At 45.0% G+C, this 23,867-nt stretch carries 21 protein-coding genes; 5 read left to right on the forward strand and 16 right to left on the reverse strand.

Annotated features, from left to right (window positions below; all coding sequences use genetic code 11):
- Nucleotides 1–40: 40 nt before the first annotated feature.
- From B4A24_RS03685 to B4A24_RS03745, 13 genes are all read right to left on the reverse strand, one after another.
- The gene (locus tag B4A24_RS03685) at nt 41–1,138 is read right to left on the reverse strand and encodes a galactose oxidase (RefSeq protein ID WP_293942735.1); all 1,098 of its coding nucleotides are present in this window, start codon (nt 1,136–1,138) and stop codon (nt 41–43) included.
- Complete coding sequence (locus B4A24_RS03690; protein ID WP_293942737.1) at nt 1,119–2,042, reverse strand: dihydrodipicolinate synthase family protein; 924 nt, start codon at nt 2,040–2,042, stop codon at nt 1,119–1,121. Before B4A24_RS03690 ends, B4A24_RS03685 begins: the two co-directional genes overlap by 20 nt.
- A 21-nt stretch (nt 2,043–2,063) precedes the next feature.
- Nucleotides 2,064–3,701 (reverse strand): sialidase family protein, encoded by a 1,638-nt coding sequence (locus B4A24_RS03695; RefSeq protein WP_293942739.1) that lies wholly within the window; start codon nt 3,699–3,701, stop codon nt 2,064–2,066.
- A gap of 58 nt (nt 3,702–3,759) precedes the next feature.
- Nucleotides 3,760–4,440 (reverse strand): FadR/GntR family transcriptional regulator, encoded by a 681-nt coding sequence (locus B4A24_RS03700; protein ID WP_293942740.1) that lies wholly within the window; start codon nt 4,438–4,440, stop codon nt 3,760–3,762.
- A gap of 68 nt (nt 4,441–4,508) precedes the next feature.
- A complete protein-coding gene (locus B4A24_RS03705; protein WP_293942741.1) occupies nt 4,509–5,966 on the reverse strand; it encodes a RagB/SusD family nutrient uptake outer membrane protein in 1,458 nt (485 codons plus the stop codon).
- 11 nt (nt 5,967–5,977) lie between these two features.
- Nucleotides 5,978–9,136 carry a SusC/RagA family TonB-linked outer membrane protein gene (locus tag B4A24_RS03710; protein WP_293942743.1) on the reverse strand — a complete coding sequence of 1,053 codons (3,159 nt, stop codon included), beginning with the start codon at nt 9,134–9,136 and terminating at the stop codon, nt 5,978–5,980.
- A gap of 478 nt (nt 9,137–9,614) precedes the next feature.
- Nucleotides 9,615–9,788, reverse strand: a complete 174-nt coding sequence (locus tag B4A24_RS03715) for a hypothetical protein (RefSeq protein WP_293942745.1) — start codon at nt 9,786–9,788, stop codon at nt 9,615–9,617.
- Nucleotides 9,775–9,993: a hypothetical protein gene (locus B4A24_RS03720; RefSeq protein WP_158655637.1), complete on the reverse strand. Its 219-nt coding sequence runs from the start codon at nt 9,991–9,993 to the stop codon at nt 9,775–9,777. Before B4A24_RS03720 ends, B4A24_RS03715 begins: the two co-directional genes overlap by 14 nt.
- A 43-nt stretch (nt 9,994–10,036) precedes the next feature.
- A complete protein-coding gene (locus B4A24_RS03725; protein ID WP_293942749.1) occupies nt 10,037–10,480 on the reverse strand; it encodes a DUF5675 family protein in 444 nt (147 codons plus the stop codon).
- A gap of 14 nt (nt 10,481–10,494) precedes the next feature.
- Nucleotides 10,495–11,049 carry a DUF6266 family protein gene (locus B4A24_RS03730; RefSeq protein WP_293942751.1) on the reverse strand — a complete coding sequence of 185 codons (555 nt, stop codon included), beginning with the start codon at nt 11,047–11,049 and terminating at the stop codon, nt 10,495–10,497.
- Nucleotides 11,050–11,121: 72 nt separating this feature from the next.
- A complete protein-coding gene (locus tag B4A24_RS03735; RefSeq protein ID WP_293942753.1) occupies nt 11,122–11,766 on the reverse strand; it encodes a DUF6266 family protein in 645 nt (214 codons plus the stop codon).
- A 454-nt stretch (nt 11,767–12,220) separates the two neighbouring features.
- Nucleotides 12,221–12,613: a helix-turn-helix domain-containing protein gene (locus tag B4A24_RS03740; RefSeq protein ID WP_293942755.1), complete on the reverse strand. Its 393-nt coding sequence runs from the start codon at nt 12,611–12,613 to the stop codon at nt 12,221–12,223.
- 103 nt (nt 12,614–12,716) lie between these two features.
- Entirely contained in the window at nt 12,717–13,862 is a 1,146-nt protein-coding gene (locus B4A24_RS03745) for a hypothetical protein (RefSeq protein ID WP_293942757.1), read from the reverse strand.
- Nucleotides 13,863–14,150: 288 nt separating this feature from the next.
- On the opposite strand from B4A24_RS03745, the gene B4A24_RS03750 reads away from it, so the two are divergent.
- From B4A24_RS03750 to B4A24_RS03770, 5 genes are all read left to right on the forward strand, one after another.
- Nucleotides 14,151–14,540 (forward strand): hypothetical protein, encoded by a 390-nt coding sequence (locus tag B4A24_RS03750; RefSeq protein WP_293942759.1) that lies wholly within the window; start codon nt 14,151–14,153, stop codon nt 14,538–14,540.
- 91 nt (nt 14,541–14,631) lie between these two features.
- Nucleotides 14,632–15,627: a helix-turn-helix domain-containing protein gene (locus B4A24_RS03755; protein WP_293942761.1), complete on the forward strand. Its 996-nt coding sequence runs from the start codon at nt 14,632–14,634 to the stop codon at nt 15,625–15,627.
- Nucleotides 15,628–15,674: 47 nt separating this feature from the next.
- On the forward strand, nt 15,675–16,355 hold the full coding sequence (locus B4A24_RS03760) for a hypothetical protein (RefSeq protein WP_293942763.1): 681 nt from the start codon (nt 15,675–15,677) through the stop codon (nt 16,353–16,355).
- 237 nt (nt 16,356–16,592) lie between these two features.
- Nucleotides 16,593–16,811, forward strand: a complete 219-nt coding sequence (locus B4A24_RS03765; RefSeq protein ID WP_293942765.1) for a hypothetical protein — start codon at nt 16,593–16,595, stop codon at nt 16,809–16,811.
- A gap of 175 nt (nt 16,812–16,986) precedes the next feature.
- Nucleotides 16,987–17,355, forward strand: coding sequence for a hypothetical protein (locus tag B4A24_RS03770; protein WP_293942767.1), 369 nt, complete (start codon nt 16,987–16,989; stop codon nt 17,353–17,355).
- A gap of 48 nt (nt 17,356–17,403) precedes the next feature.
- On the opposite strand, the gene B4A24_RS03775 is transcribed toward B4A24_RS03770, so the two are convergent.
- From B4A24_RS03775 to B4A24_RS03785, 3 genes are read right to left on the reverse strand one after another with little or no spacing between them, the layout of a single operon-like run.
- Nucleotides 17,404–18,759, reverse strand: a complete 1,356-nt coding sequence (locus tag B4A24_RS03775) for a RagB/SusD family nutrient uptake outer membrane protein (protein WP_293942768.1) — start codon at nt 18,757–18,759, stop codon at nt 17,404–17,406.
- A gap of 5 nt (nt 18,760–18,764) precedes the next feature.
- A complete protein-coding gene (locus B4A24_RS03780; protein ID WP_293942770.1) occupies nt 18,765–21,911 on the reverse strand; it encodes a SusC/RagA family TonB-linked outer membrane protein in 3,147 nt (1,048 codons plus the stop codon).
- Nucleotides 21,908–23,317: a peroxiredoxin family protein gene (locus B4A24_RS03785; RefSeq protein WP_293942772.1), complete on the reverse strand. Its 1,410-nt coding sequence runs from the start codon at nt 23,315–23,317 to the stop codon at nt 21,908–21,910. The genes B4A24_RS03780 and B4A24_RS03785 overlap by 4 nt, the downstream gene beginning before the upstream one ends.
- Between the last annotated feature and the right edge of the window lie 550 nt (nt 23,318–23,867).

A 23,867-nucleotide genomic window follows, 5' to 3' on the forward strand; every position in this document is an offset into this window, starting at 1 on the left:
TGATACGCTACTAACGTATTAAACGAGCTACTTTAGTACATTAAGGTTTAAAACGGGCCGTTAATATCCGGTTGGTCCGCACACCGGGTCGCACCTCACCCATCGGAATAACGATTTTATTGTCCAGTTGCACCAGACCGGTCGTCACCGGACTCCATACCCCCGCTTCCGGATTATCCGCTTCATCCTTGTTTCTGCAAACAGGGACCTTGCCGGCATCCGTCCATGTGCGCTGCCGGATATGGTATGCCAGGATCCGGTCCGAGAAGCCGGGATGCCCCACAGGGCTTGCCGCAGCCAATGTGCCGTCATCACCGCCGAAAATTAGGAGCTGTCCCAATTTGACGTCAAAGGCGGCGGGACTGGGTGCCGCGGCGACAGCATGACTAAGGGTCGGCAGCTGCTGCCAAGTTCCATCTGCCGTCAGCAGATAGGTATCTTTCAGATACTTCCGTTTGCCATTGATCAGTGTTACACCCGACAGCACAATCAGCTCCCCATCGGCATTTCCGGCCACGGCAAGCATGCGGCCTGGACCGGGGATGGCGGTCATTACCGTCCAGCCTTTTTCGGGATGATCCAGGTCCAGCCGCCAGCAGTTATTGTTTGCCGTCAAGGCATCGGGGCTATTTATGCCACCCAGGATATACCAATAATTTTGGATCCGGACCGAGGCACAGTTGGCGATCTTCGCCGGAAGATCCGGCAGACCGGTGAACCTGCCGCTATCTGCCGAAACCTCCAGGCGATAGGTGGTCTGTAGATGCCCCGATTGATTGCTGCCACCAGCAATATATAAGCGGCCCTGATACGAAGCATAGGCGCCGTAGCCCATCGCCTGAGGTAAACGAAATGAAGCCGCATGCGAGGATCCGTCTTCCTCGATCACAAAAATCCGGTCTGTCCAGACCTTCTCCCCGCCTTTCCAGGGCGGAATTCCCGAAGGAAAGTTGGCCCCGCCCAAGGCGTACACGCGACCCCCTGCCTGGCCGACATAGGCACCGGCATAACCCATTGGATCAGCGACCTGCCCGCTTGTGTCCCAGACCATCCGATCGCTCAGCACCTGTGCTATTCCATCTCGATATCCCATAAATAATAAAGAAAATAAAAGAAGTTTACTGATATAAAGCCACATGATCCAAGAATTTCGACTGTTCCAATTCGGACAGCAGCAGCTGTTCATTGACTTCATCCAACAGCGTCAATGGTAGCCGCGGCTGCCCCAGATCTAATCCGATTTTTTTCATAATCGCGCGCTGCACCGGGATAGGCCCATATTTTACCAGCAGCTGTACCATCTGCACGGCTTCAAAGTGTAAATTTCGGGCGCCTTCGTGATCACCCGCGTTAAAACGGCGGATCACCTCCAGATAGAGGGGGGCAGCGTAATTGTAGGTACTGCCAATGGCGCCAGTGGCTCCCACCGCCAGTGCCGGCAACAGCAGTTCATCGTAGCCAAATAGGATATCGTATTTGCCCTCATTGTATTGTAGGCAGGCCTGGTATTCGTGCAAGGTCGCCGCCGTATATTTGATTCCCTGAAAGGTCGGAATTTTCTCTTCCGCGAGGGCAAGAAAGCGGAGCATATCGATCTGTAGCCCCGTGACAGCCGGAATATGGTAATAGTAGAATGGCGTATGGGGTGCCGCGGCCGCAATGGCGGCCATGGCATCGACCAGGTTTTCTACGGATGAAGGCTTGAAATAGAAGGCCGAGACTGCGGAAATATAATCCGCACCGATGCTTTCGGCATGCGCTGCCAGGCGCTTGGCTTCGGCAATGGAGCTATGGCCCACATGGACAAAAGAAAGGATCCGGCCGTTAATGGCCTTGATATAACGTTCGGCAACTGCCATGCGTTCGGCCGTCGAAAGGCTCGGTCCCTCACCATTGGTCCCGCAGATAAATATCCCCCGCAGGCCCTGGCTGACAAGGTGCTCCGTCATGGCCGGAATAGCGTCCAGGTCAATATTTCCGGTAGGATCATAGTTGGCAAATGCCGCGGCGATCAAGCCTTTTATTTTATGTTTTTTTTCCATTATTTTTTGCAATAGTTGCGGTTATAACAATTCTTTTAGTGGTATCTGCTGAAAGATCAGATCTGCCTGGCTGCTTTCATAGAGCACGCCAAGCGTATGCTGGTCCACCGAAGTGATGCAGGAATAACCCCGCCCCTTGCCTTCGTCCAGCAAAACCTTGGGCCGCCAGGAGTCGCCATTATCCTTACTGGTTTTTAAGGTAATATGTGAACGGACAAATTTTGAATCGGGATTGCAGAATACCAGCAGCGATCTGCTGTCCTTTCCGGACTGATAGACATGCCTGTGGATACTGGCCATACAGGTCGGTTCAATCAGCGCTTTGTGCGAACTGGGGTGTTCGGTCCAGGTTTCACCCAGGTCCTTCGTTACGGCAATTGCACGGCCATTGTCATCGCCTTTGTGGGTGGCATTATAGTTTGACCGCATATTTAACATGATCTCCCCATTATCCAGTTGTACTGCCATACATTCCGTTGTGGATTCTGCCAGTGCCGGATTGGATGTTTTCCAGGTTGTACCACCGTCTTTGCTGTAGGTGATATTAGAAAAAGCTTTGCCGGTATGGTCGCGTCCTTGGCTCGGCATCAGCAGCGTGCCGTCCTGCAGGGTAATGCCATGGCCAGGTGCAGGTGCCCAGAGCCACCAGTGCGCCTGTTTTAAATGAGTCAGGTTAACCAGCTTGGACCAAGTGCGGCCATTGTCCTCGCTTTTCACCAGTAGAAATTGCGAGGTCTGTTTGAGATCAAAGCCAGGCTGTGAGCCTTTGTTTTTCCATTGGTGATTGTGGATTTCGCGGCCATCTTTGATCCCGGGATACCAGGTACCCGTTTCGTCGAGTACGCCATGCATCCATAGTCCTGCGACATAGATCGTCCCGGTTCGCTCGTCGAGCAAGATATTGGGATCGGAGACGCCATTGAATTTCTGCGGCAGGCCACCGTAGGTACCCATATCGATCGCGGTCTCCATCGGCAGCCAGCTGCGGCCACCATCTAGGCTGCGCGATACGCCGATATCGATGTCGCCTTGCAGGTCCCGGCCCAGCTCCCTGCGGGCATCGTATACCGCGACCAGACTGCCGTCTTTGGCCGTAATTATGCCCGGGATACGGCTGGTATGGACTCCCTCAGCGCCTTGCCGGTGTACGGCAACGGCTGGCCTGTAGCGGTCGAACTTGCCCGAAAGCAGGGATTGAGATGCTAAGCCCGCGAGTGAAACTCCAGTTATGGCCACTTGAAAAGTTCGGTTCAACTGTTTAAAAGGACGTACTTTGGCCGTCACCCAAAGGTAGTTGACGCCCTTCTCCAGGGTTAGCGGAACCTCTATTTTTCCTGTTTTTCCTTTCCATTTCTGTGCGATCAGCAGCTGCTTTGCGCCGGGCTTTCCGTTTTCAATAAGCGTCGAGTCCGTACCGGCAAACCAGCAGCTCAGGCTATCGATCTGCTCCGCACCCAGTGCATCGACCCTGATCCTAAGTTCCGCATCGACACGTTGCTGTTTGTCTGCCACAAATTCCAGCCGTTTGAGGACATTTATTGGTTGATCTGCCAATACAGGCAAGGTGTAATGCCGTTCGGCAATCTTTACCTGGGCTACAGAGGTCGCTGTCAGTAAACTGAAAAGGGCGAGCAAGCTGTAGTGTATTTTGGTTATCATTATCATCTTTTAGGTACTTATGTACTACATTATAGTATAAAAAAATATTGGGAAGCGGCTAGCGTTCCCCAAGAAATTCAAGGTGCGGACGCAAATGTTCCTGCATGGCCTTTGAAAAAGCATCGCGGTCACCGGTTTTGAGTATCTGCACCAGATCGCTGTGAGAGACCTCCGATTTGATGCTATGGTGGCTTTTGTTCAACACAAAACCAAAGATCGGCATCAGCATCGTCTGGAAACGTTTTAGAGTAGTATTGCCAGTAATTTCATACAGCTTACCGTGAAATGCAATTTCCTGACTAATTCTGAACTCTTCAGCATCGACATTTTTGTCCTTTTTCACAATGCGTTCCAGTTCGGCGATATCTTTATCCGTCTTGCGCAGGTACAGCAGGTCAGCCATCCCCAGTTCCAGGAGCAGGCGCAGTTCAAAAATGTCCTTCATCGTATTTTCGTCCATCAGCTGCGGATTCAGTACCCGTTCAAACGAGCCCAGGATATCCGGTGCGGACAGTACCATGCCGCGTTTCTTTTTGGTTTCGATCAGGCCCAGCATGCGCAGGCGGCTCAGGGCTTCCCGCAGTACATTGCGGCTCACATCGAGCGCCTCCGCGAGCTCCAGTTCTGTTGGGAGGGTATCCCCTGCTTTTAATTTCTTGCTGGAAAGATATTCTCTTATGCGTATTTCGACTATATCAGCGCGCGTACTGGTCGCTATTGGGGTAAGGTCATTGATCATATTATAAGCAAATAAATCATTTATTATGTTCTACAAATTAACAAAAAAAGAATAGCAATCCAAGCGCCCTAATTGTAGCCCTCGGTCTGTTTAATATTGGGATTCGTGTTGATTGAGCTATCGTGAACCGGCCATAACAGGATGTTTGTTTTGGACTGTTGATTTTTTAGGCTCTCGACTTCATCAAACACCACGCCGAGACGGATCAGGTCCCACCAGAGTTTACCTTCGGCCACGAATTCCCGTTTTCGTTCACTGAGTATGGCAGTATTGATATCATTGGTCGGAAGTCCGGCTGCATAAAAATTATCCGTTCCATACGCCCGTTTTGCGATCTTGTTCAACTGTTGGATGGCAGTCTGCCCGTTCCCCAGTGCATTTTCGATTTCGGCACTGAACAGAAGGGCATCCGCATACCGGTATACAATCAGGTCAGCATCAAAGATACGGGTGGCATTCTCCCATTTCCCAGCATATTTATTGATCCATTGGAAGGTCAGGTTTTTACCTTTGTCGAAAGCCGTATCAAAACTGACCTTTGCCCGGGTGTCGGCCGTATTTTCCGTCAAAAATGCCTTGTAATTGTTCGTCAGAAATATCCACTGCTGATGTGAGCCCACTTTAATGGGATTTTCAACCAGGCCAGGCGAAACATATTGGATAGGCACCAGAAAATCCGCGGGATAGCCACCCGTAAATTCATCTTGTGTCAGGCGCCAGCAAAAGATCACTTCGGGATTCAATTCTGTAGCAAAGATATCCGGGAATTTCTGCATCAGGGCGTGCTTTCCCGTTAACACCTTATCCACAGATTGTTTCGCCATATTCAGTGCCGCTGCGCCACCATTCTGCCGTTTGGCCATCCAGAGGTAATAGTCTGTTTTGAGTAAACGGATCGCATCCAGATTACCATACTGTGCTTTTGTGGCGGTAGCCGGCATCAGTTCCTCCGCCCGATCGAGATCCTCTTTGACCAATTGGAAAACTGCCTGTACAGGCTGACGTGATGGATAAAGGTCCTCCTGATTGGGTGACTCAAAACCGGTGGTCAGCACCGGTGCATCGCCCCAGATGCGGGCGATCCAATAATAACAGAACGCGCGCATAAAATACGCCTGCGCGAGGTATTCATTCTTTTTTTCCGCCGTGGAAAAACTGATTTCCGGCAGATGTTTCAAGATCAGGTTGCAGTCGTTGATGGTGGTATATAAATTATTCCAGTTTGCATGGGCATGTGTACTGTTCAGCTGATTTAAGAATGCCGTGCTGTAGGTCGCATTGGTTTCAAGTCCGGCGCCCCAATAGCCTGTTCGGTATTCGCCCCAGAAGATATAAGCCGTGGCAAAGGTACTGCGCATACGTACGTAGGCACCTGTTACGGCAGCCTGGGCATCGCTCTCATCCTTCCACATGGAGTTGGCATTGATGGCAGCTTTTAGATCGGCATCTAGTTTATCCGAACAAGCGGTTCCGGATAACAGGCCCAGGAATAATATTGATATGTATAAAATTCTTTTTGTCTTCATTTTCGTTTCTTTTATAAGGTTAACTTGGCACCGATCGCGATTTTACGGATGGCCGGATAGTTATAATAATCGTTACCATAGGTTGTTCCGGCACCGACTTCCGGTGAGATACCCGTCCCCCGCAGCGCGGAAAAATAAAAGAGGTTCTGACCGGAAACCGAAAGCTGCATGGAGCGGATCCCGATGCGTTTGCTCCAAGTATCGGGCAGCTGATACAGGAAAGATACCTCCCGTAGACAGAGGTAGTCCCCTTTGTAATTGAATACATCTGAAGTTCGGGAGAAATTGCTGTTCCCGGTATCCGGGTCATTGGCGGTAAAGCGGGCATATTTCGACTGATCGCCCGGATTTTTCCAGGTCTGGTTGACCTCATCCACCAAGGTGTAGTTGTTGGCAAAGGTATTCATGAAATAGCGCATATAAGCCGTATGATTGATGGAATGGCCCAGTGCCCAATCCACAAAAATATTAAGTCCGAACGAGCCATAGCTAAAGTTATTGGCCAGCCCGCCCGTGGTATGCGGTACGCTGACCCCCAGTTCATATTGATCCTTACTGCTGATGACCCCATCGCCGTCGCGGTCCTGCCATTCGTAGTCACCGGCCATTTTGCGCCCTTTGATGTTCTTCTTGTCCGTTGGGCTCCAGCCACGTGCCGACTCATCGTAACGGGCGGCAGCAGCCTCTTCGGGAGTTTGCAGAATATGGTCCACCTTGTACCCGAAATAGCGGTACAGCGATTCACCCTCAGCGGTCCCGCCAAAGGCTGTGCCGTCCGCCAGCTGGATCCCGCCGATACGGTTTTTATCACGGCCATTGTCCGGAAGCTGCAGTACCCTATTTTTAACAAAACTTAAGGTCAGCTTGCTGTCCCAGCGAAATTTGCCGGAACGCATATTCTCACTGCCGATTTCAAGATCAAAACCCCGGAAGCGCACCTTACCCACATTGGTCTGGACCGTTGAAAAGCCCGAGGTATTAGGCAGCTGTACGCTAAAAAGCAGGTTTTTGGTGATCTTATTGAAATAGTCCGCCTGGATATTGATCCGGTTGTTGAACAGGGCAAGGTCAAAGCCAAAGTCAAACTGCGTTGAGGTCTCCCAGGTCAGGTCGCGGTTGGGCATGGTTGCGGCATAGATCCCCGCGGCACCGTCGTACCGGATATCGGTGCTGTATTTTCCCAGCGCATCATAAAGCCCAATGGAATTATTTCCCGTCTGACCATAACTGGTACGGAATTTTAAGTAGTTCACCGTCTGCTGATCGCGCAGAAAAGGTTCCTGTGTCACGACCCAGCCTGCCGAGACACCCGGAAAAAATCCCCAGCGGTTTTCCTTGGCAAAGAGCGAGGAACCGTCGTACCGGAAGGTTCCCATCAATAAGTACTTTTGTTTGTAGGCATAGTTGGCTCGGCCGAAATAGCCGATCAAAACCTGTTGCCAGATATCCTCCTCAGCCCCTGTTTTATTCGGTCCGGCCGACAGTGTGGGTACTTTGTCCGAACTCGCACCATTGACGGTCGCGTTAAATGAATTAAAATCCGTCTGTTGATAAGAATAACCGCCCAGCAAGGATAAGGTATGGTCTGTATTCCAGTTGGCATCGTATTTCAGTAAGGCATCCACTTTGGTACGATCTAGCTGGGATTGACTCGCCCTGGTCGTCCGCAATCCCGAAAATTCATGCGCTTTTTCAAAATAATGGTAGTTGACCAGATCCGAATAGTTGGATACCTGTACCTGCGCTTTTAGGCCGTCGATAATGGCATAGTCCAGGCCACCGATCAGCGATAAACGCCGGTCTTTGGTGCCATAATCCCGGGTATAATCCCACCAGAGCGGATTTGGTGAGGTCGCATTATAACCCGGTGTCGGGCGGCCATTGTCGAAGTACATCTTTTGCGTTGCCGGAGTGGCCAGCCCTCGGGCAATCACGTTCGTCTGATTGTCAAACTCCTGCGAATTGGTCAGGGAATAGTCAAAGGCTGTGTTGAGTGACAGCTTTTTCGAGATGGTCACATCCCCCTTCCCCCGTGCAGAGAAGCGGTTGTACCCTGTACCCAGTGCTACACCCGCATCGTCCGTATAGCCGGCGCTAGCGGCATATCGGACAAGTTGGCTCCCCCCGTTGACACCGACATAATAATTGTGCCAGCCCACATTCCGAAAGAGCAGGTCCTGGTAGTTGTTGTCCTGGAAGATCAGTGTTTTGCTTGGATCCAAAGGATCCGGCATACTTTGATAGCCGGCAGGAACAGCCTCACCTGCTTGGAGATAGCGCGTGGAATAGATCGAGCTGGCATCATTGCCCGAACTGGCGGAGTAGCCAGAGTTCGTATTATAATTGGGATTGGGGCTTAAGGCAACAGCAGGCCGCACGAGCTGGATATAATCACGGGCGCTCATCATATTTAGTTTAGATTCCGGCTGCTGAAAAGCATAAGTAGCATCAAAGGTGATGGTTGCCTGTTCTGCCGTTTTCCCCTTTTTTGTCGTGATCAGCACCACACCATTGGAGGCCCGAGAACCGTAGATCGCGGTTGAGGCCGCATCTTTCAGCACCTCAATAGACTCCACATCATTGGGATTGACCCCTGAAAAGGAACGTTCGACACCATCTACCAGGACCAGGGGATCGTTGGTTTTATTGATGGACGATCCGCCGCGGATCCGAAAGACCGGGTCCGCTCCGGGACTATTGTTTGACTGATACACCCGGGCACCAGCCACTTTTCCTTTTAGTCCCTCACCGACGGTGCTGACCGGAACATTTTCCAGCGCCTTGCCATCCACTTTACTGATGGCTGTTGTCAGTGTGCGACGGGATTGCGTGCCATAGCCGACCACCACGACCTCGTCCAGGCTTCTGTTCGTTGCGCTAAGTTCCACTGTCAGCGGCGCCGTCGAGGTCACCTGTCTGTCCAATGGCTGATAGCCTACCGAACGGAACTGCAACGTATCCGGTAGCTGCTGTACATCCAGCCGGAACTTTCCGTTGGCGTCCGTCTGCGTTTGGCTGCCCGAGCGGCGGCCTGACACCGTAATGGATTGTAGAGGTTTTCCCTGTTGATCCTGGACCGTCCCTTCGATACGCTGCTGGGCATATAAGGATGATACAAGGATTATTTGGGTCCCCACAAATAAGCTAGCTTTTTTGCTTGTCCAAATCATAATTTATATTTTATAAGTGTAGAAAACTTATGCAAATGAGCGCTTCCCCGCAGACGCTCGCTAAACGATGACCTATCCTAAATCAGTATAGTACAGCACAATATCTAGTAGTTGTTAAGGCATATGATCGGTCAAATCATCCAGCTATTGGTTATTATTTTTATGTTTATTAGTTGTTATGTCCTACATAAAATTAGGAAGAAAAATGAATAAAACAAAATTTATTTTACTGTTCAGGAATAATTTGCTTTCAATTGTCAATGTACTTTCAGGGCTCAGCTGAGTAAAGAAGCCACTTGGTGCACAATGCCCATATACCACCGCACATTATCTTTATGCCGATATCATTAAAGCAGGCAAAATTTTGGGCCAAGCATATACAACGCTTGGCCCAAACTACATCCTAAAATATTGTTATCCAATATTGCAGGATTTTAAAATTGGCAACGCACACGGATGCCCTGCGCTTTATCAACTTCTACTGTTGCCTTCGGTTGCCCCATCGCCCCAGTAGCCTACTCGTTGCAAAGCTTACAAGCGTACCAAGTGCAGCGGTTAGTACAGTCTGTGCTATATCACCAAAGGAGAAGCTTGCCCATACCGAACAAAGCGTGCCTCCCAATGCCGAGATGCGGATATCATTCAGCTTCATCGGCTCCACTCCTTTCCACCTTGTCCATTTTTGGGGAACTATCCGATACTTCCGGAGGTGGCTCGTCCTCGTCCAACACCGTCTCGAGTATGCCCAATCCAATAGCCACATACTTCAATACATTGCCCACCTTACCCGGTAGTTTAACAGGTGCCGCCAGCACCAGCTGCAGCACCTGTCCTATTTTGTTAAAGATTTTTTTCATTCTATTTTTTTAACTGTTTGTAATTGTTCAAGCAGACCTGAAGTTATTGTACGTCCACTTCGACCAATCCCTGGAGCAAGAGTGCAGCTACAGCTCTATAGAATTGTTTGTAGGCTACACCCGAAGCCAATAGGCGATAATCGCCCTCTTCTAATACATATTGTGCGCCTACCAGTATACAGCCTGCAGTCTGCTTATAGCTATTCCCTTTGTGAAAGTAGACGTAGCTAAAGTTTGGTATATCAAGTATTTCAAGCATACCACGATGCAATTTTGGATAGTCGTCATAGTAACGGCCATTCATTCCGCCATCACGGTTAAAACCCAGGAGATACTTCCCGGCCGGGATAGCGGTCTCGCCCCTTATTTTCACCGGCCGTGGAATATTTTCGAGGCCATAACAGACAAATTGGTTGTTGACATATAGCTCCGACAATGTACTGTGTTTGCCCTGTTTGGTACGTTTTACGTTTACAACTGATTTCATACTATCTTTTTATTTTATAAAAGACCCAGGTATTGACTTCTGGAATAGAGCGTTTCTTCACGGTCATGCAGGAACAGGTATAGGTGCACCGGCTTCCCATGCAGGATGGATGGCAGATCGATGGCCATTTGAGCATCTTGCCGTAGCACCGACTGCTCATTGATAGCGGCTTGCGCGCTAGTGATATCATAAGCACAGAGGATGACCTGATCGTCCCATTGGCTATAATCCTTGATATTTGATTCGGAGGCAGCCCATGTCAATTGGATTTTATTGACTATCCGCGTGCAGTCATTCACCGCCAGTGGAGACAACATGCCATTGCTGATCTTGACAAGTGACGGCTCTATCCGAAAATCCGGGAATTCGCCTTTGATCACATTGGTCAGCGTATGCGACATGGCGCGACCAAAAGCTGCCTGCACCGAGCACTTACTATTGCCATAACCTTTCAGGATCAGTGGGTACAGCGGATTTAAGAATCTGCGTGCCAAGCGAAAGCGTTCCTGTACTGCCTGCCGACGTGTCGGATCTTTATCCTGCTTTTTAAACTCAGAAATCAGTCGCATATCTTTTATCGTTATGTATTCAAAAATCAGAAGGAGCGCGCAGCTCCTCCCGTTTAATTAATCCCTTCGCGGTTAGGCCAGGTCCAGTTCGCCCAGATAGCTACTTTTGGATACTTTGGTCGCCTTGCGATCTGTGAAGAAGATCCAGACATGACCTTTGCCCCCCAGCAGGTGTGCCGGAATCTCGATGTCGATGGTACCGTCGGCACGTGTCGGCGGTGTTGGTGCCGTCATAAACTCATCCTTTTCAGGCTGGTAGATCAGGATGATGACCTGATCATCGGCCTTGGTCTTGTAAAGGCTATTGAGCGTGGTATCCCAGTCGACGGAAAGAATTCCACCCGCTACAGTTGCGGCCATGGCGCCACCACTGAGGTATGAGCCTGTACTGATGTCGATCTTACTGTAATCCAATGCGAAATTTGGATAAACACCCGTTATTGCCTGCGCGATATTGAGCTGCATCGCTACATTGGTCGGTGCCATTGTATCTGTTTTGGAGAGCCCAAATCCGACCTTCAGGATTGGGGTGATCGGCATGAGGAATTTAGAGATCGTCAGGAAACGCTCCTGTTGGATCAGCTGCTCTTCGGACATCCCTTTCGTGCGCTTTTTAGGCAGGCCTTTGAGGTAATTGATAGATTTCCAGGACGAGGCAATCACCGCGCCCACTTTACCGCTTGCTTTGCCGATTACACCATTTTTGATTGTTGCCATTTTGTTTTATTGTTAAGAAAGTTAAACCATCATAAAGCATTCATTTATACCGGTATTTATTGCTTTATATGAACAAACATACTACATGACATTGCCCCTTGTCAAGAGCCATCAGCAGGTTGGCGGAGACTTGTCGGAGATATCCCTATTTTTGTCGGCGGGCTGTCGGAGAGCGGATGGCAACAGATACAAAACAAGTCTTTGACAGCGTCCGTATTCCAGCGGAAGTACCAGGCTTCCATGGTTAAAAATTATCAGAATAGGCGATCGCATTAGCCTTTCCTTCGGATCAGCTAGGTACCTGCTTCAGATGAGCAATAGATTATGGACAGACGCTGACCAGACCTTGACCAGTGTCTGAACAGGGAAAGCTTGGTCAGACACTGGTCAGTATGGCTCCTATTGTTGGTCGGCCGCGCAAGCCTTCCGAAGCAGCTCCGCATACCATCCGAAGCTAAGGCATCCGCCTAGGCCATCGTTTGTATTCGTGGATATAGAGCTGTACCACATCTTTTTTTAGAAATAAATCCGCATTGCCCTCTTTATGGGCCGCTTTGAGAAATCCTTTCGCGATACGCCGTTCGATGGTACGCACACTTTTGCTGAGATACGAGGCTACTTCGGTGATTGTCATCGTACCCATGATCTTATTGAGTTCGGAATAATGCTGATCCTGCAGGAGCTCGAGGATACGGTCAATTTTTTGGTGGTATAGATCACTATCAACCAGCGCCGTTGAACGCTGCTTAAGCAAATAAACAAATCGAGTATTTGGGAAATTATCTGTTGTAGTGGCAAAGCGGTAGCTGGATCCTTGGCATGAAGGATGTCCATTAGAAAAAAACATACATTGGTCTTTAGGAGACGACATACCGCCGAAATCCCAAATGGGTATGCTATATTTTAGCCTTACCCATTTCAGTAAGTCTGGTTTATAATCGGGACATCTGTCAGTCAATTACCACATAAGTATCCCAAACCTCGTGTGGCAAGTGTTCCTTGTTTTTCCAAAAATCACCTACATAATCTTTTATCCGGGGACCTATGCTCCCGATTTTTACAATTTCATTATCTTTCATATTTGCATACATGGCCTGTTTTGTCTGCACTTGCAGCTCTACCAATTGTCCGTTTCTTGGGTGAGCGAGGTTGACGTGCAGTAGATTGACCGAAATGGTCTTACTGATCTTTGGGAAATAATGCCGCAAATTATGTTTTTTGAGGTATTCAATAATTCCGTTGGCCTGCAGCTCTGATCCATCAGTCAGTATGACAAAAGCTTCGCCTTTGGCATGCGAGCGGATAAATACAATAGCGTGCAGCTTGAAATGGCCACGTTCGTCGCGTTCTGCGGCGGCCGTAATTGACCGCTTATGATAAAACAAGAAATAAGTTAACTCCAGTGGTGCAATAGCCGTGTCGACAATCACAAATCGTTCACTGTCGACTGAAGGCTGCTGTATATTTTGTTGGAGCCTCATGAATATACTAGCCAGCTCTGCTTTTACAAAATCCTTGGTGTCACGTGCATAGAAATCAATGACCGTCTTGATGCCCTGCATCCAGTGCAATTGCGGATCTGCCTGATCAGCGTTTAGCACAAGCGGCTTCGTGCTATCTTCCCTTCTTCTACGTTTGTCAGCAAGCCGTTCAAACCAAAAGGCATATACGATAGACATAAAGATAAAAAACATATAATGCCTCGATAGATGAAGGGAAAACACCTTCTTGTGGTCAAATTCAAAATAAAGGCCTATCGTGAAGGCAATAAAAATGGTTAGACCAAAAGATAAGGGACCAAAGAAATAAAGAATTTTCCACCAGAAACGTTTCCATGTATATTGTGCGTCGCGGTCACGGTAACGACCATACTTTTCGATCTTGTAGAAAAGTATTGATAAAAAGACCATCAAGGCGACTGTGAGGAAATAGCGTATTCCAAATTTTTCATCAAAGATCGGCCCATTTATCCAAAAGTATTCCTTGATTGAAATCCTATTGTACAAAAAAGGAAAAATGATTATAAAAACATAGATGAGCCAATTATGGCTTAGATGCGTAATGAACAGCGCAATTTTCTCTTTCAAAAACTTCATATAGGTTACTTTTCGTCAAATTCTAATCGGTTAAGCTATCTAAATCTAATTAATTTGTAAATATTCTCCACAATTTCTATATTTTTTTACAATTTTCTTATTTATTAAGCAGCTATTATTTTTTAGTGACAATCGATAAAACGCTGCCAACGTATCTATTTTTCTACCTTATTCCGAAAATCGTATTCTAAACGCATCAATACCCTTCCTTAGCTCTTTTGGGCTGGAATAGTGCTGTTTAAACATAATTAATTAGTCAATTTTGAGCTATCAAAACGAAAAATAATTATGATTAAAGAACCCTTTACCCAAATTGGCGTCGATAATGCGCAAGCAAATTTCCAAACGCTAACAGCTTTACAACAAGCCGCTGTCATCAGTCTGATTAGAACAGATTTTGATACCTGGATGAATCAGTGGTTTGCCTTGACCACTAGCCAACAGCAGCAGATTCAGTCCATGGATCCAGATTTCAAGCAAAAAATTGCCATCGCAATAGCCAACACCTATCAAGCGGGCTACATCGTCAATTTTACGAAGGAAGATCAAGAGGAAGATATTCCTGATCGCAAGGAGACGCAAGTATTTGGTCTTGAAGACTGGCAGGATCTCAATGATAATGCTACGCTGAAAACTTTACGGGTACCGCTTATGGTCAGGATCAGTTACGGTACATAACCAGAGCAGCTCAAAGGTATGGAGCAGTTCCGATAGCCCTGCTCCTTCCTTTACCTTCCAAAATCGCCAATATTTACCTAATCACTTCATTATGAAAAAGAATACACATTTTAAATTAAGCCATCGCTTCCAAAAGGTCGATGACATTCCCCGGGATTTTGCGCCACATTTAAAACTTGCGGCTGCACCTCCGATAGCCTATCGCAGTGACATCGGCTATCTGCTTCACCAGCAGTTTGATGGTCTTGTGGGTTTTATCAACTGCCTGGATTTTGACCTTGAGGCTACGGAGAGAATCCCTATCGAGATCAAAGGAAACGATCTACATATGCTCTATCTCCCAGAGGGCGACCAAGGTATTATCCTGACGGATAAGAAAACGCATGTCAGTCAAGCCATAGCGCCACAACGGGGACGATTTTTTTATCTGCCCGAAGGAGAATATGAGCTATGGGTACCAGCCGGTCGCCACTTCGTATTTAACTTTTACTTTCGTGGGTCAATATTCCGGGATGGTAATGAGAAGCCATTTCCTTATTTATATGACTTGATTGCCGATTTTCGGAATGGATCCGATCAAAGTAGCAGCAGTATAGACTTTAAAGTTGGCAAACGCACCTCCTTATTGATCAAAACCATTTTGAGCAATCTCAAGAAAGGAGATCTGGATAGTGAAGATAATATACTATGGGGTATCAAGAAACTGATCAAGCTCTCCAAGGAGAAGATCTTTGAGGAATATCATAAGATTTCGGAGGCCCAACTAAAGGCTAAAGAAGCACATGATCACATGCGGCACTTCGTTTCATTATACGGCCATGATTTTAAAGTTGATGATATAGCCGAGTTGCTCGGAATCAGTGTGGACTATCTACATCGTCTTATCCACAGCTATTATGGGCACAGCCCCAAGGGGATGAAGACCACATTTGTACTGGATCTGGCCCAAAAATATGTTTTAGATGGTATGCCTACCGACCAGATCGCCTATGAATTGGGCTACGCTTCACCCAGCAGCTTTGCCCGCTTTTTTAAAAACAAAACGGGCATGACGGCAACGGAATTTTTTGAGCGTAATAACCTATGATTATTTTTAAATCTTTATTATTAAATTAGCAATTGTAACCTACAATCATGAAAGAATTAATTCAAAGAGCCTTGGGATTTGCCAAAGCTATCGGAAAATTTTTTGAAACTGAACCATTTGACGAGAAAACGAAAATTTCGAGAGAAAGTTATCCTAAATATAACTCCCTAATAGATGGTTCTTTGCATAATTTTATTGAAATAGCTACTTCCCATTTTCCGGAAAACTATCAGCTTGATGAAAATCTACTCAAGGCTGCCGAAGAAGTTGAAGATATTTATAATGAACGGCATATGCTTTATTATCTTTTGTCCAATGCGAAAAAGGTAGATTCACCACGCCAATCATTACCAATTAAAAAGACCTATAGTTATATGATATGGCAAATATTTAATATGTCAAAAGTGGATATTGTGGCCACCCTCCCCAAACACCCACGCTTAGTAGAAATTCGTGAAGAAAAGTTGGAATTGTCCGCGGCTAAAGCTGAGATATTGATCTTGACCAGTGGAGGTGATTATTTTGAAGTGAATCATCTTCTTTCGAAGATTGACCTGACAAATAAGTATGTAATTGTCTGTTCCTCTTTTGACGAATCCAAGATACGCGATCATGTTCTTTATCGTGTAGATCGTAAAATTTCTCCAACTTTTGGAAGTGAAAGGGAATGTCTTTTATTCGTCGATGAGATTATCCGAGAAGCAACAACAATTCCTTTGAAAGTATAACTTACCATCCCCTTCCCAAGGGGATTTTTTATTCCTATTTCCTTTCATTATTTCAATCCTGTACATACCCGACTCCAGCTTCGGTCAAGTCCTCCTGCTTTTTACTACCGAACTTTGGTATAAGTTAACGACGAAAAAGTTAGCGGGATAAAAATGAAAAAATAATAAAAGCCCGGTGGGCAGGCCGCACCAAGGATGCGCCGCTGAGAACAGATAAATGGACCAGGTAAAACAAAGTTGTATGAACAGGATGCACGGTATATTGAACTTTATAATAGCCCTTTTCTGCTGGATCAGAAAGCTATACTCGTCCTTCAGGGCGCAGGTGCATCTGCTGTTTATGCCCAAGGCTTTGGTCTGCAGGCTGGTCAAAGACCCGCTTCAGCTGGACACTTTATCGCATCGTATTGCCTTCGCCCAGAAGAGAGTTGTACAGCGAAGGTCGCACAACCGTAAAGGGGCACTGTTCACGGAGATCCCGGATAGCCCTAAGGGGTTATCTGGGAACAGGATGGCAGCGTATCGGGATGCAAAGCCAGCCAGCGAGGTCTGCTAAAAGACACCCATAACACTATAATTAACAAAGTTTTTTGAGGCAACCTTTTTTTGCAATTATAAAAAAGACCCAGATATGATTTCAAAAAAAATCATCAAAAAAAGTCTAATGGCCGTCGGATCGGCGTTGACATTAACACTAGGCATTGCATTCGCAGTGAATGCAATGGAAAATAAGGTTAGTATTATCGAGGAGCAACCTGCTACTCAAACGTATTATTATCAACTAAATAGTACAACACCTGCGGATGTTAATAACCGCAATAATTATGCATTGACCAAACCTGGTAATGGACAGGTAGAATGCGGTGAAGGGATATATATCTGTGAAATTCAAGATACTCCACACCCATCCGACGCTACAAAACCGGCCATGTCATTGGGTAATGTGACCGATAATCCTGATGATTACGAAGCTGCCGAAAGACCGGCATTTTCAAATTAATGGGATAGTTTTTAAGGAGGGACAGCTCGGCTGCCCCTCCTTTTAGTTTTATCTTGGGTTTTGGGGCATGCCTGTCAGCTCAATGATTTCAGCAGGTAATGGTAACGCATATCTGTTATCATTTCTCTTAAGCGAAAACTCGCTGTTACCTAACTTGCGAGCAGGAATAATCAACCCATCATCAATCTTATTTAACCGTTTGATATCCCCCCATCGGGAATCCCGCATGATGAATTCCTTTCGTCTCTCATCCAAAACTAGTTTTAAGGCGCTCTCTTGCGACATTGACGCAAGCGGCGGGCTATAAGTCTCATCATAACGATGACGTTGGAAAATTTCAAGAAATCGCAGTCCTTCCTCTGTTTTATTCAGCCGTATTAATCCTTCCGACAGGTTGAGGTAGGCATCCGCTACTGTGAGTCCCATAAAAAGCCCTCGGGAGCCGAGGTAAGACCCCTTGAAATTATAAGATCCATCTTTATTTCTTTCAAAAAACAGCTTCTTTCTAAGATCATGGGTGTTATATGAAGAATATAATAGTGTATCAATTTTACAATAGGACTTTCCAAGTAGGTTATAGATTCCTCCTCCGGCCACTATATAAACGATTTCATCATCAAAACCAAAAAACGGATATCTGGCTTCCTGTGAATAGTCTTTATAATCTTTAAGTTTGCTATCGATTTCAAGTGCTTTCTGAGCATACAGAATTGATTGATCAAATTCAGCTCGGGCCTGATAAATCCATGAAAGTAGCACATAAGCTGATATCCTTGACGGTAAGTGAATATTATCTGATTTCAATGGCAATAAACTTTCTGCTTCATGAAGATCCTTTAGTATCTGTTGATAACATGCCTCTACTGTTCCCCTTTCGGAAGGGATGTTAAAATCATCACTCAGTCTTAAAGGGATGCCAAGATCAGTTTTAGAAGCATCTATATCATACGCTTTAGAAAAGAGGGAAAGCAGCTTATAGTGACCAAATGCCCTAAAGAACAATGCCTTTCCCCTAAGGTCCTTTGCATGCCCCTCTATTTTCTTCTCAGAAGCGATCTTATCCAATTTGGCCAATACATGATTGCTGTAATATATGCTCTTATAATAATCCAGCCAAGGATTGAGGTAAAACTGGTAGAAGATTTCTTCTCCCCATGTATATAACTGTCTTTCGTGCTGATCAAATGCTTCCCAGCTAGATTTGTCGACGTAGTAATTATCAGCAGAAGCCTCGCCAAGTCCCATGCTATAATAATTCATGATCTTAGTATTGTTCAAGAGCGCATCTAGGTCTCCGAGGCTATTGGCTTCTTTTAGACTGGCATCAGGTTTTTCATCCAAGAAATTTTTACATGAAATCTGAAGAATGATCAATAGATATAAAAAATAGTTGAACGTTTTCATTTTTTCTAATTATAAGTCAAATTAATGCCTAGAGAAATCTGTTTCTTAGGCGTGAATTGTGAAAGGTAATCGGGATCAATTCCTTTATTGTTCTTTCTCCAAATAATTCCCAGATTAGCTGCATTGCAGAATAGCCTTCCGGAAACAGCTTTATTGATCCTGAATTTATATCCTACAGAAAGATTCTGTAAACGTATATGGCTTGCATCTTCCACTAAAACGGAAGAACTTTGATAGAAAGAACTGCGCTCAGTATCAACAGGATAAATAAAAGAAGGTATATCTGTTTTGTTTTCGTCACCGCTCACTTTCCATCTCCGGTCAAAATCTCCACTACCATCGCCTAATCCACCCATGGCAACCAATTCATTATATCCTACTGGAGTCCGCCTAAATACGTATCCAAATTTATATAGGAAACTGGCGGAGACATCAACGTTTCCTAGAGATATACCGGGGTTAAAATAACCCGAATAGCGGGGAACTACACTACCTTTGTATTCGAGTACGGATTTATCCTGCAATTTGATGTTTGGATAATCGATCGAACGCTGACCATCCAATTCCCCGACAGGATTTCCGTTAGCGTCTAGCCCATTCCACTTATATGCGAGAATAGAATATACCGGATAACCTACCTGTCCCGTTACTGAAGTGCCATAACTTAGAAACTCATAAGCATAATTGCCCTCATAGTAATAATCGGTGACTTTACTGTTATTGAAATTCATCATAAGCTGGGGCGTAAAGAAAATACGATTTCCAAGCGGGATATTTCCATTGACTTTCAGGTCAAAACCATTGCCTTTCATTGCGGCAATATTCCGAAGTACACCCTTGTTTGGTATAGCCGTATAATCCACGGGATATCTGCCAAAAAGGTCAGTTCCCCATTTTTTGTAATAGTCCAGAGAACCATTGATCTTACCCGAAATAAATGAAAAATCAATTCCAGTATTCCAGATTGTATTTTTTTCCCACCTCAGATCAGGGTTGCTGTACTGGGAAATAATAGCCTGTGGTAAATTGGTATAGCGGTCCGGATTTGTATAGCGAATAGTTGTAATGGCTGAGCGCGATTGATCCACATTTCCACTGATACCATATGATCCGCGTAGGCTCAGCGCATCTATCCATGCAATCTTAAAGAAACGCTCTTCCGAAAGATTCCATTTGTAGCCGATAGACCATAGCGGTTGCCACCTTTCATTCGTTTTTACTCCGAATAGATTTGAAGCGTCCCGCCTAACACTCCCTGTCAGGACATACCTACCGTTATAAGAAACCGATGTATTTGCATATTGAGATCGTGAACGGTTTATTTTAAGGCGCTTATCATCTAAATATGGAACATATATGGTCGATTTATCAATAAAGTGAGTGTATGGGTTCCGGTAATCTACTTTTGAAACAGTATAAGTGTCGGGATCAAATCCATAGAACCTGTATTGAGCACTCTCGGCATTTGTCTGTCTCCATTCTGTTCCCAGTAAAGTTGTAAACAACAAACCCCGCCACCTCTTTTCATAGTTTACACCAAATCTCACATTATGCGTCGTTTGTATCTGATCAGATTGATCCAGAATACCGCCGTTAGGAATTGCTGATGTCACCGTTCCTTTGGCATAATCTACCATAGCATAGGAATTGATCAGATTTCTGACCATATAACTATCCTCATCATAACGTTGCTTATCCCGGGTGGATACAAATTGGAAACTATAATTTCCCTGCAGATTCAGTCCCTTCAATAGTTTGATATCAGCTGTCACATTTGCGAGTACCATATTTGATGCGAGTATAGAATGCTTTTTCTTGTATTCTATAAGCGGGTATTCGAACCAGTCATTTAAGAGGCCCTGCCCTACAGTGTCAAGATATCCTACCCTATTTTTAGCATGTCTAATCGGATTCCCATCTTTGTCTGCAAGCATTAGGTATGGTCTACCGTTTGTTGGACTATAGGCAGTTCTTCCTTCTTTAAAATTATTGTCTACATATTGAAGATCAGTTGAAAGCCTGATTTTTGGATGCAGTTCAATTTCAACATAACTTCTCAATAGACTCTTTCTCAGTTTTTCGTCCAGTGTCCCAGTATTGTTGTCCATTCGCGCAGAAAATTGGTAACGCAAGTTCCTACTACCGCCTTCAATACTTAAGTTCTGATATTGGTTGACAGCCGTTCGGTACATATACTTACTATAATCGTCCCTGACATCAAGCTTTCTGTAGTTCGCTATAGCTTGCTCATGATCCTTTCGATCTCCTATCCCATCTCTAATGGCTATTAAATGCTCTACTACAGTCGAAAAATAAGGCATGTTGAAGGAATTTTGATTATCATAACGGCCTTGTTCAAACAGGAAGTTTTCGAGATCTACAACACCCGAAGAAGAAATCCGATTTAAGGAATAAAGGTCTGGTTTTTCCTGTATCTGCACACCGCTTGCTATTGTGACCCGATTCGGAGAATTGTATTTCCCTTTTTTCGTTGTAATTACTATAACCCCATTGCCTGCACGGGTGCCCCAAATAGCTGAAGCAGCAGCATCTTTTAATATTGTGATATCTTCGATATCTTCCGGATTGATCCAGTTCGGATCACCTTCGTATGGGAAATTATCAAGCACGATGAGGGGAAGATTTGTATTATTGATACTGCTCAATCCACGGATAGTCATCGACCGTTTGCTATCCCCGGTCTTATCGAATAGTATTGGAGAATTGCCTTCTAACTTCTGAAAAATATTGCTAGCGTATACATCTTTACTTCGTCGGAGATCAATTTTATCGAATGCGCCTGATGCTATACGCTGATTTATTTTCTGATATCCTGTATTGACTGTAACCGTTTCGAGCATATTGTCTTTGCTGGCCAAAGTGACGGACCTGTCTTTAAGCAGCTGACTCAATGCAATCGTAACAGTTTTGTATCTGACATGCGTAAAGGTCAAGCTGTCCATATTAAACTTGTTCAAAAGAAAAGATCCTTCATGGTCAGTTTTTGCGACAAAATCTCGTGCTTTGACATTTACCTCTTCCAGCGGATTAAAGCTATCCACGTCGGTGATCTTTATCTTTATTACCTGAGCCTGACCGTTCACCGTCTTCATAAAAATGAAAAGCAAGAATATTAAGTAAGTCGTTTTCATAAGCTTCTCCTTTCTGTTACCTCTATAATTGATTGTTTAGAGCGCTGATTTTTGATTTTCAGCCCATATCTAGACAATATGTTCTGTAAATATTCCTCATCCCTTATTCTATGGAGATCTATAGAAATCCTGTCCTGCAGATTGATTAAATCACTGGACAAATAGATTGGAACCCTTCGCATATCCTTTTGCTGGTAGTTCAGCGATTTCAGCAGTTCCTCAATCGTCACATTATCGGCTGGCGCATGTAACTTTTTATTTCCTGTTGGATATATCAGTTTGGTTTCCACTTCTTTCTCAACGACTGAAAGGTCATATCCATTTGTATTGAGCAGTGCGATCAATGCATTCCACTTTAATTCCTTTTTTGGGATGTTCAATGGGGCGATAGATTCTAAGCCAGCGCCATATTTGGTTAACCATACAGTGTAAGGAAATTTTTGTTGATCTTCGAACCCGAAGTAGTCGAACTGATCTTCATTACTTATCTTTAAAAAGATCCGGTTATGCCAATAGACATCAAGGAGCTTGTACATTGCAAACAACAGGCTATGATTTGTTAGGTAGAGCCTTTGTGTGCTATCAGTCTTTTTGTAAGATCCAAATGCTGAAAGTCCACTGATAGGCCCCATTATAACCGTCCTGGATTTTATTGCATTCTTAATTCTACTGCTTTTTTGGTCCAGGATGACTTTGGTTTTATCAAAATCAAGGATATCACTCTTTGCAAGATATTCTTCATATTTACCTCCTTTCAATTTTTGGACATTTTCAGGTAACAATATTTCAGAGTGGGCAATAGTCAAAACTTTTCCCTGTTGGATGACTACGATATGCGGAATTATTCTATAGGGAAAATATGCTCTGAGCACTGTATCGCCGATTATTGTTGGAAAGTTAAGCTTAAACCTTTCGTTGAATTTGGTGACTTCTTCCCTGTCCTGATAAGTGACACCGAGGAATGCTATATCTGCATCAGTATACGGATCCGTTTTAACATACTTTTGTATTGATCCAATACAGGCACCACACCATGTCGCCCAGAAGTCCAGAATGATCAGTTTTCTATTTTTGAGTTCCGTAAGAGCTATTGCATTCTTATTAGAGCTGTTGTACATAGCGTTTAAGGATGCAGTCCAAAATTCATCCGGAACTGTATCTCCTATTTTTAGTGGTTTAATTATTTTCAGCCCTTCGGCCCCGCTGTCCTTGCGGGGCGTCTGAGCCGATAAACTAAACATATAAAATACAGTAGCAATTACTAAAAGAGTCCTTATGGTCAGTAGTTCTCTTAAGCTATATGTTTTACTTTCAATACACCTAGGTTGTGTATTTACTAAATTTACATACTGGGCTGCCTGTTTTGAACAGGCAATACCTCTCCCAGTCCTTATAAAATTGTTCATTTTAAGGTTTTAAAAATGGTCATAATCTTTCCTTTTCCTCGCGTAGACGCAGGATCAGGTCATTAGAATAACTCGTAAAAATGTTCCGATATAGTAGTCTCTAATTGGTTACACAAAGCAGATAATATATTTACAATGACACTTTTTTCGGATGGCCATACAGACCTCTAGCCTTAATAGAACTAAGGCGGATTGGGATTTTTTGAATGTTTGTTTTTAATAATCATAACTCGTTATCGGCTAAACGAGTCTTGGGATAGGACATTTTTAGATAAATGTGGGCCTACATGCCGTGGTTGCGAAAAAGTTTCTGAAGCCTTACGTAACACGGACTAACAGTAGGCCCACATCCACCTTATTAAAGCAAATATAATAAAAGCTTTTAAATAAGAATAGACGTGGGTATTTAAACTACCGCCCTGCGTTACGGCTTCAGAAATTGCAACCGCAAGACTCTTTATTTTAAATACCATAAATCCTCTCTTTAAGAGAAGAAATTATTTACGCAAACTTAGTGAATTGCTATAATAATTCATAGAAATAAATAATA

Origin of the sequence: Sphingobacterium sp. UBA7249, from assembly GCF_002472835.1 — a bacterium.
GTDB classification, from domain to species: domain Bacteria; phylum Bacteroidota; class Bacteroidia; order Sphingobacteriales; family Sphingobacteriaceae; genus Sphingobacterium; species Sphingobacterium prati.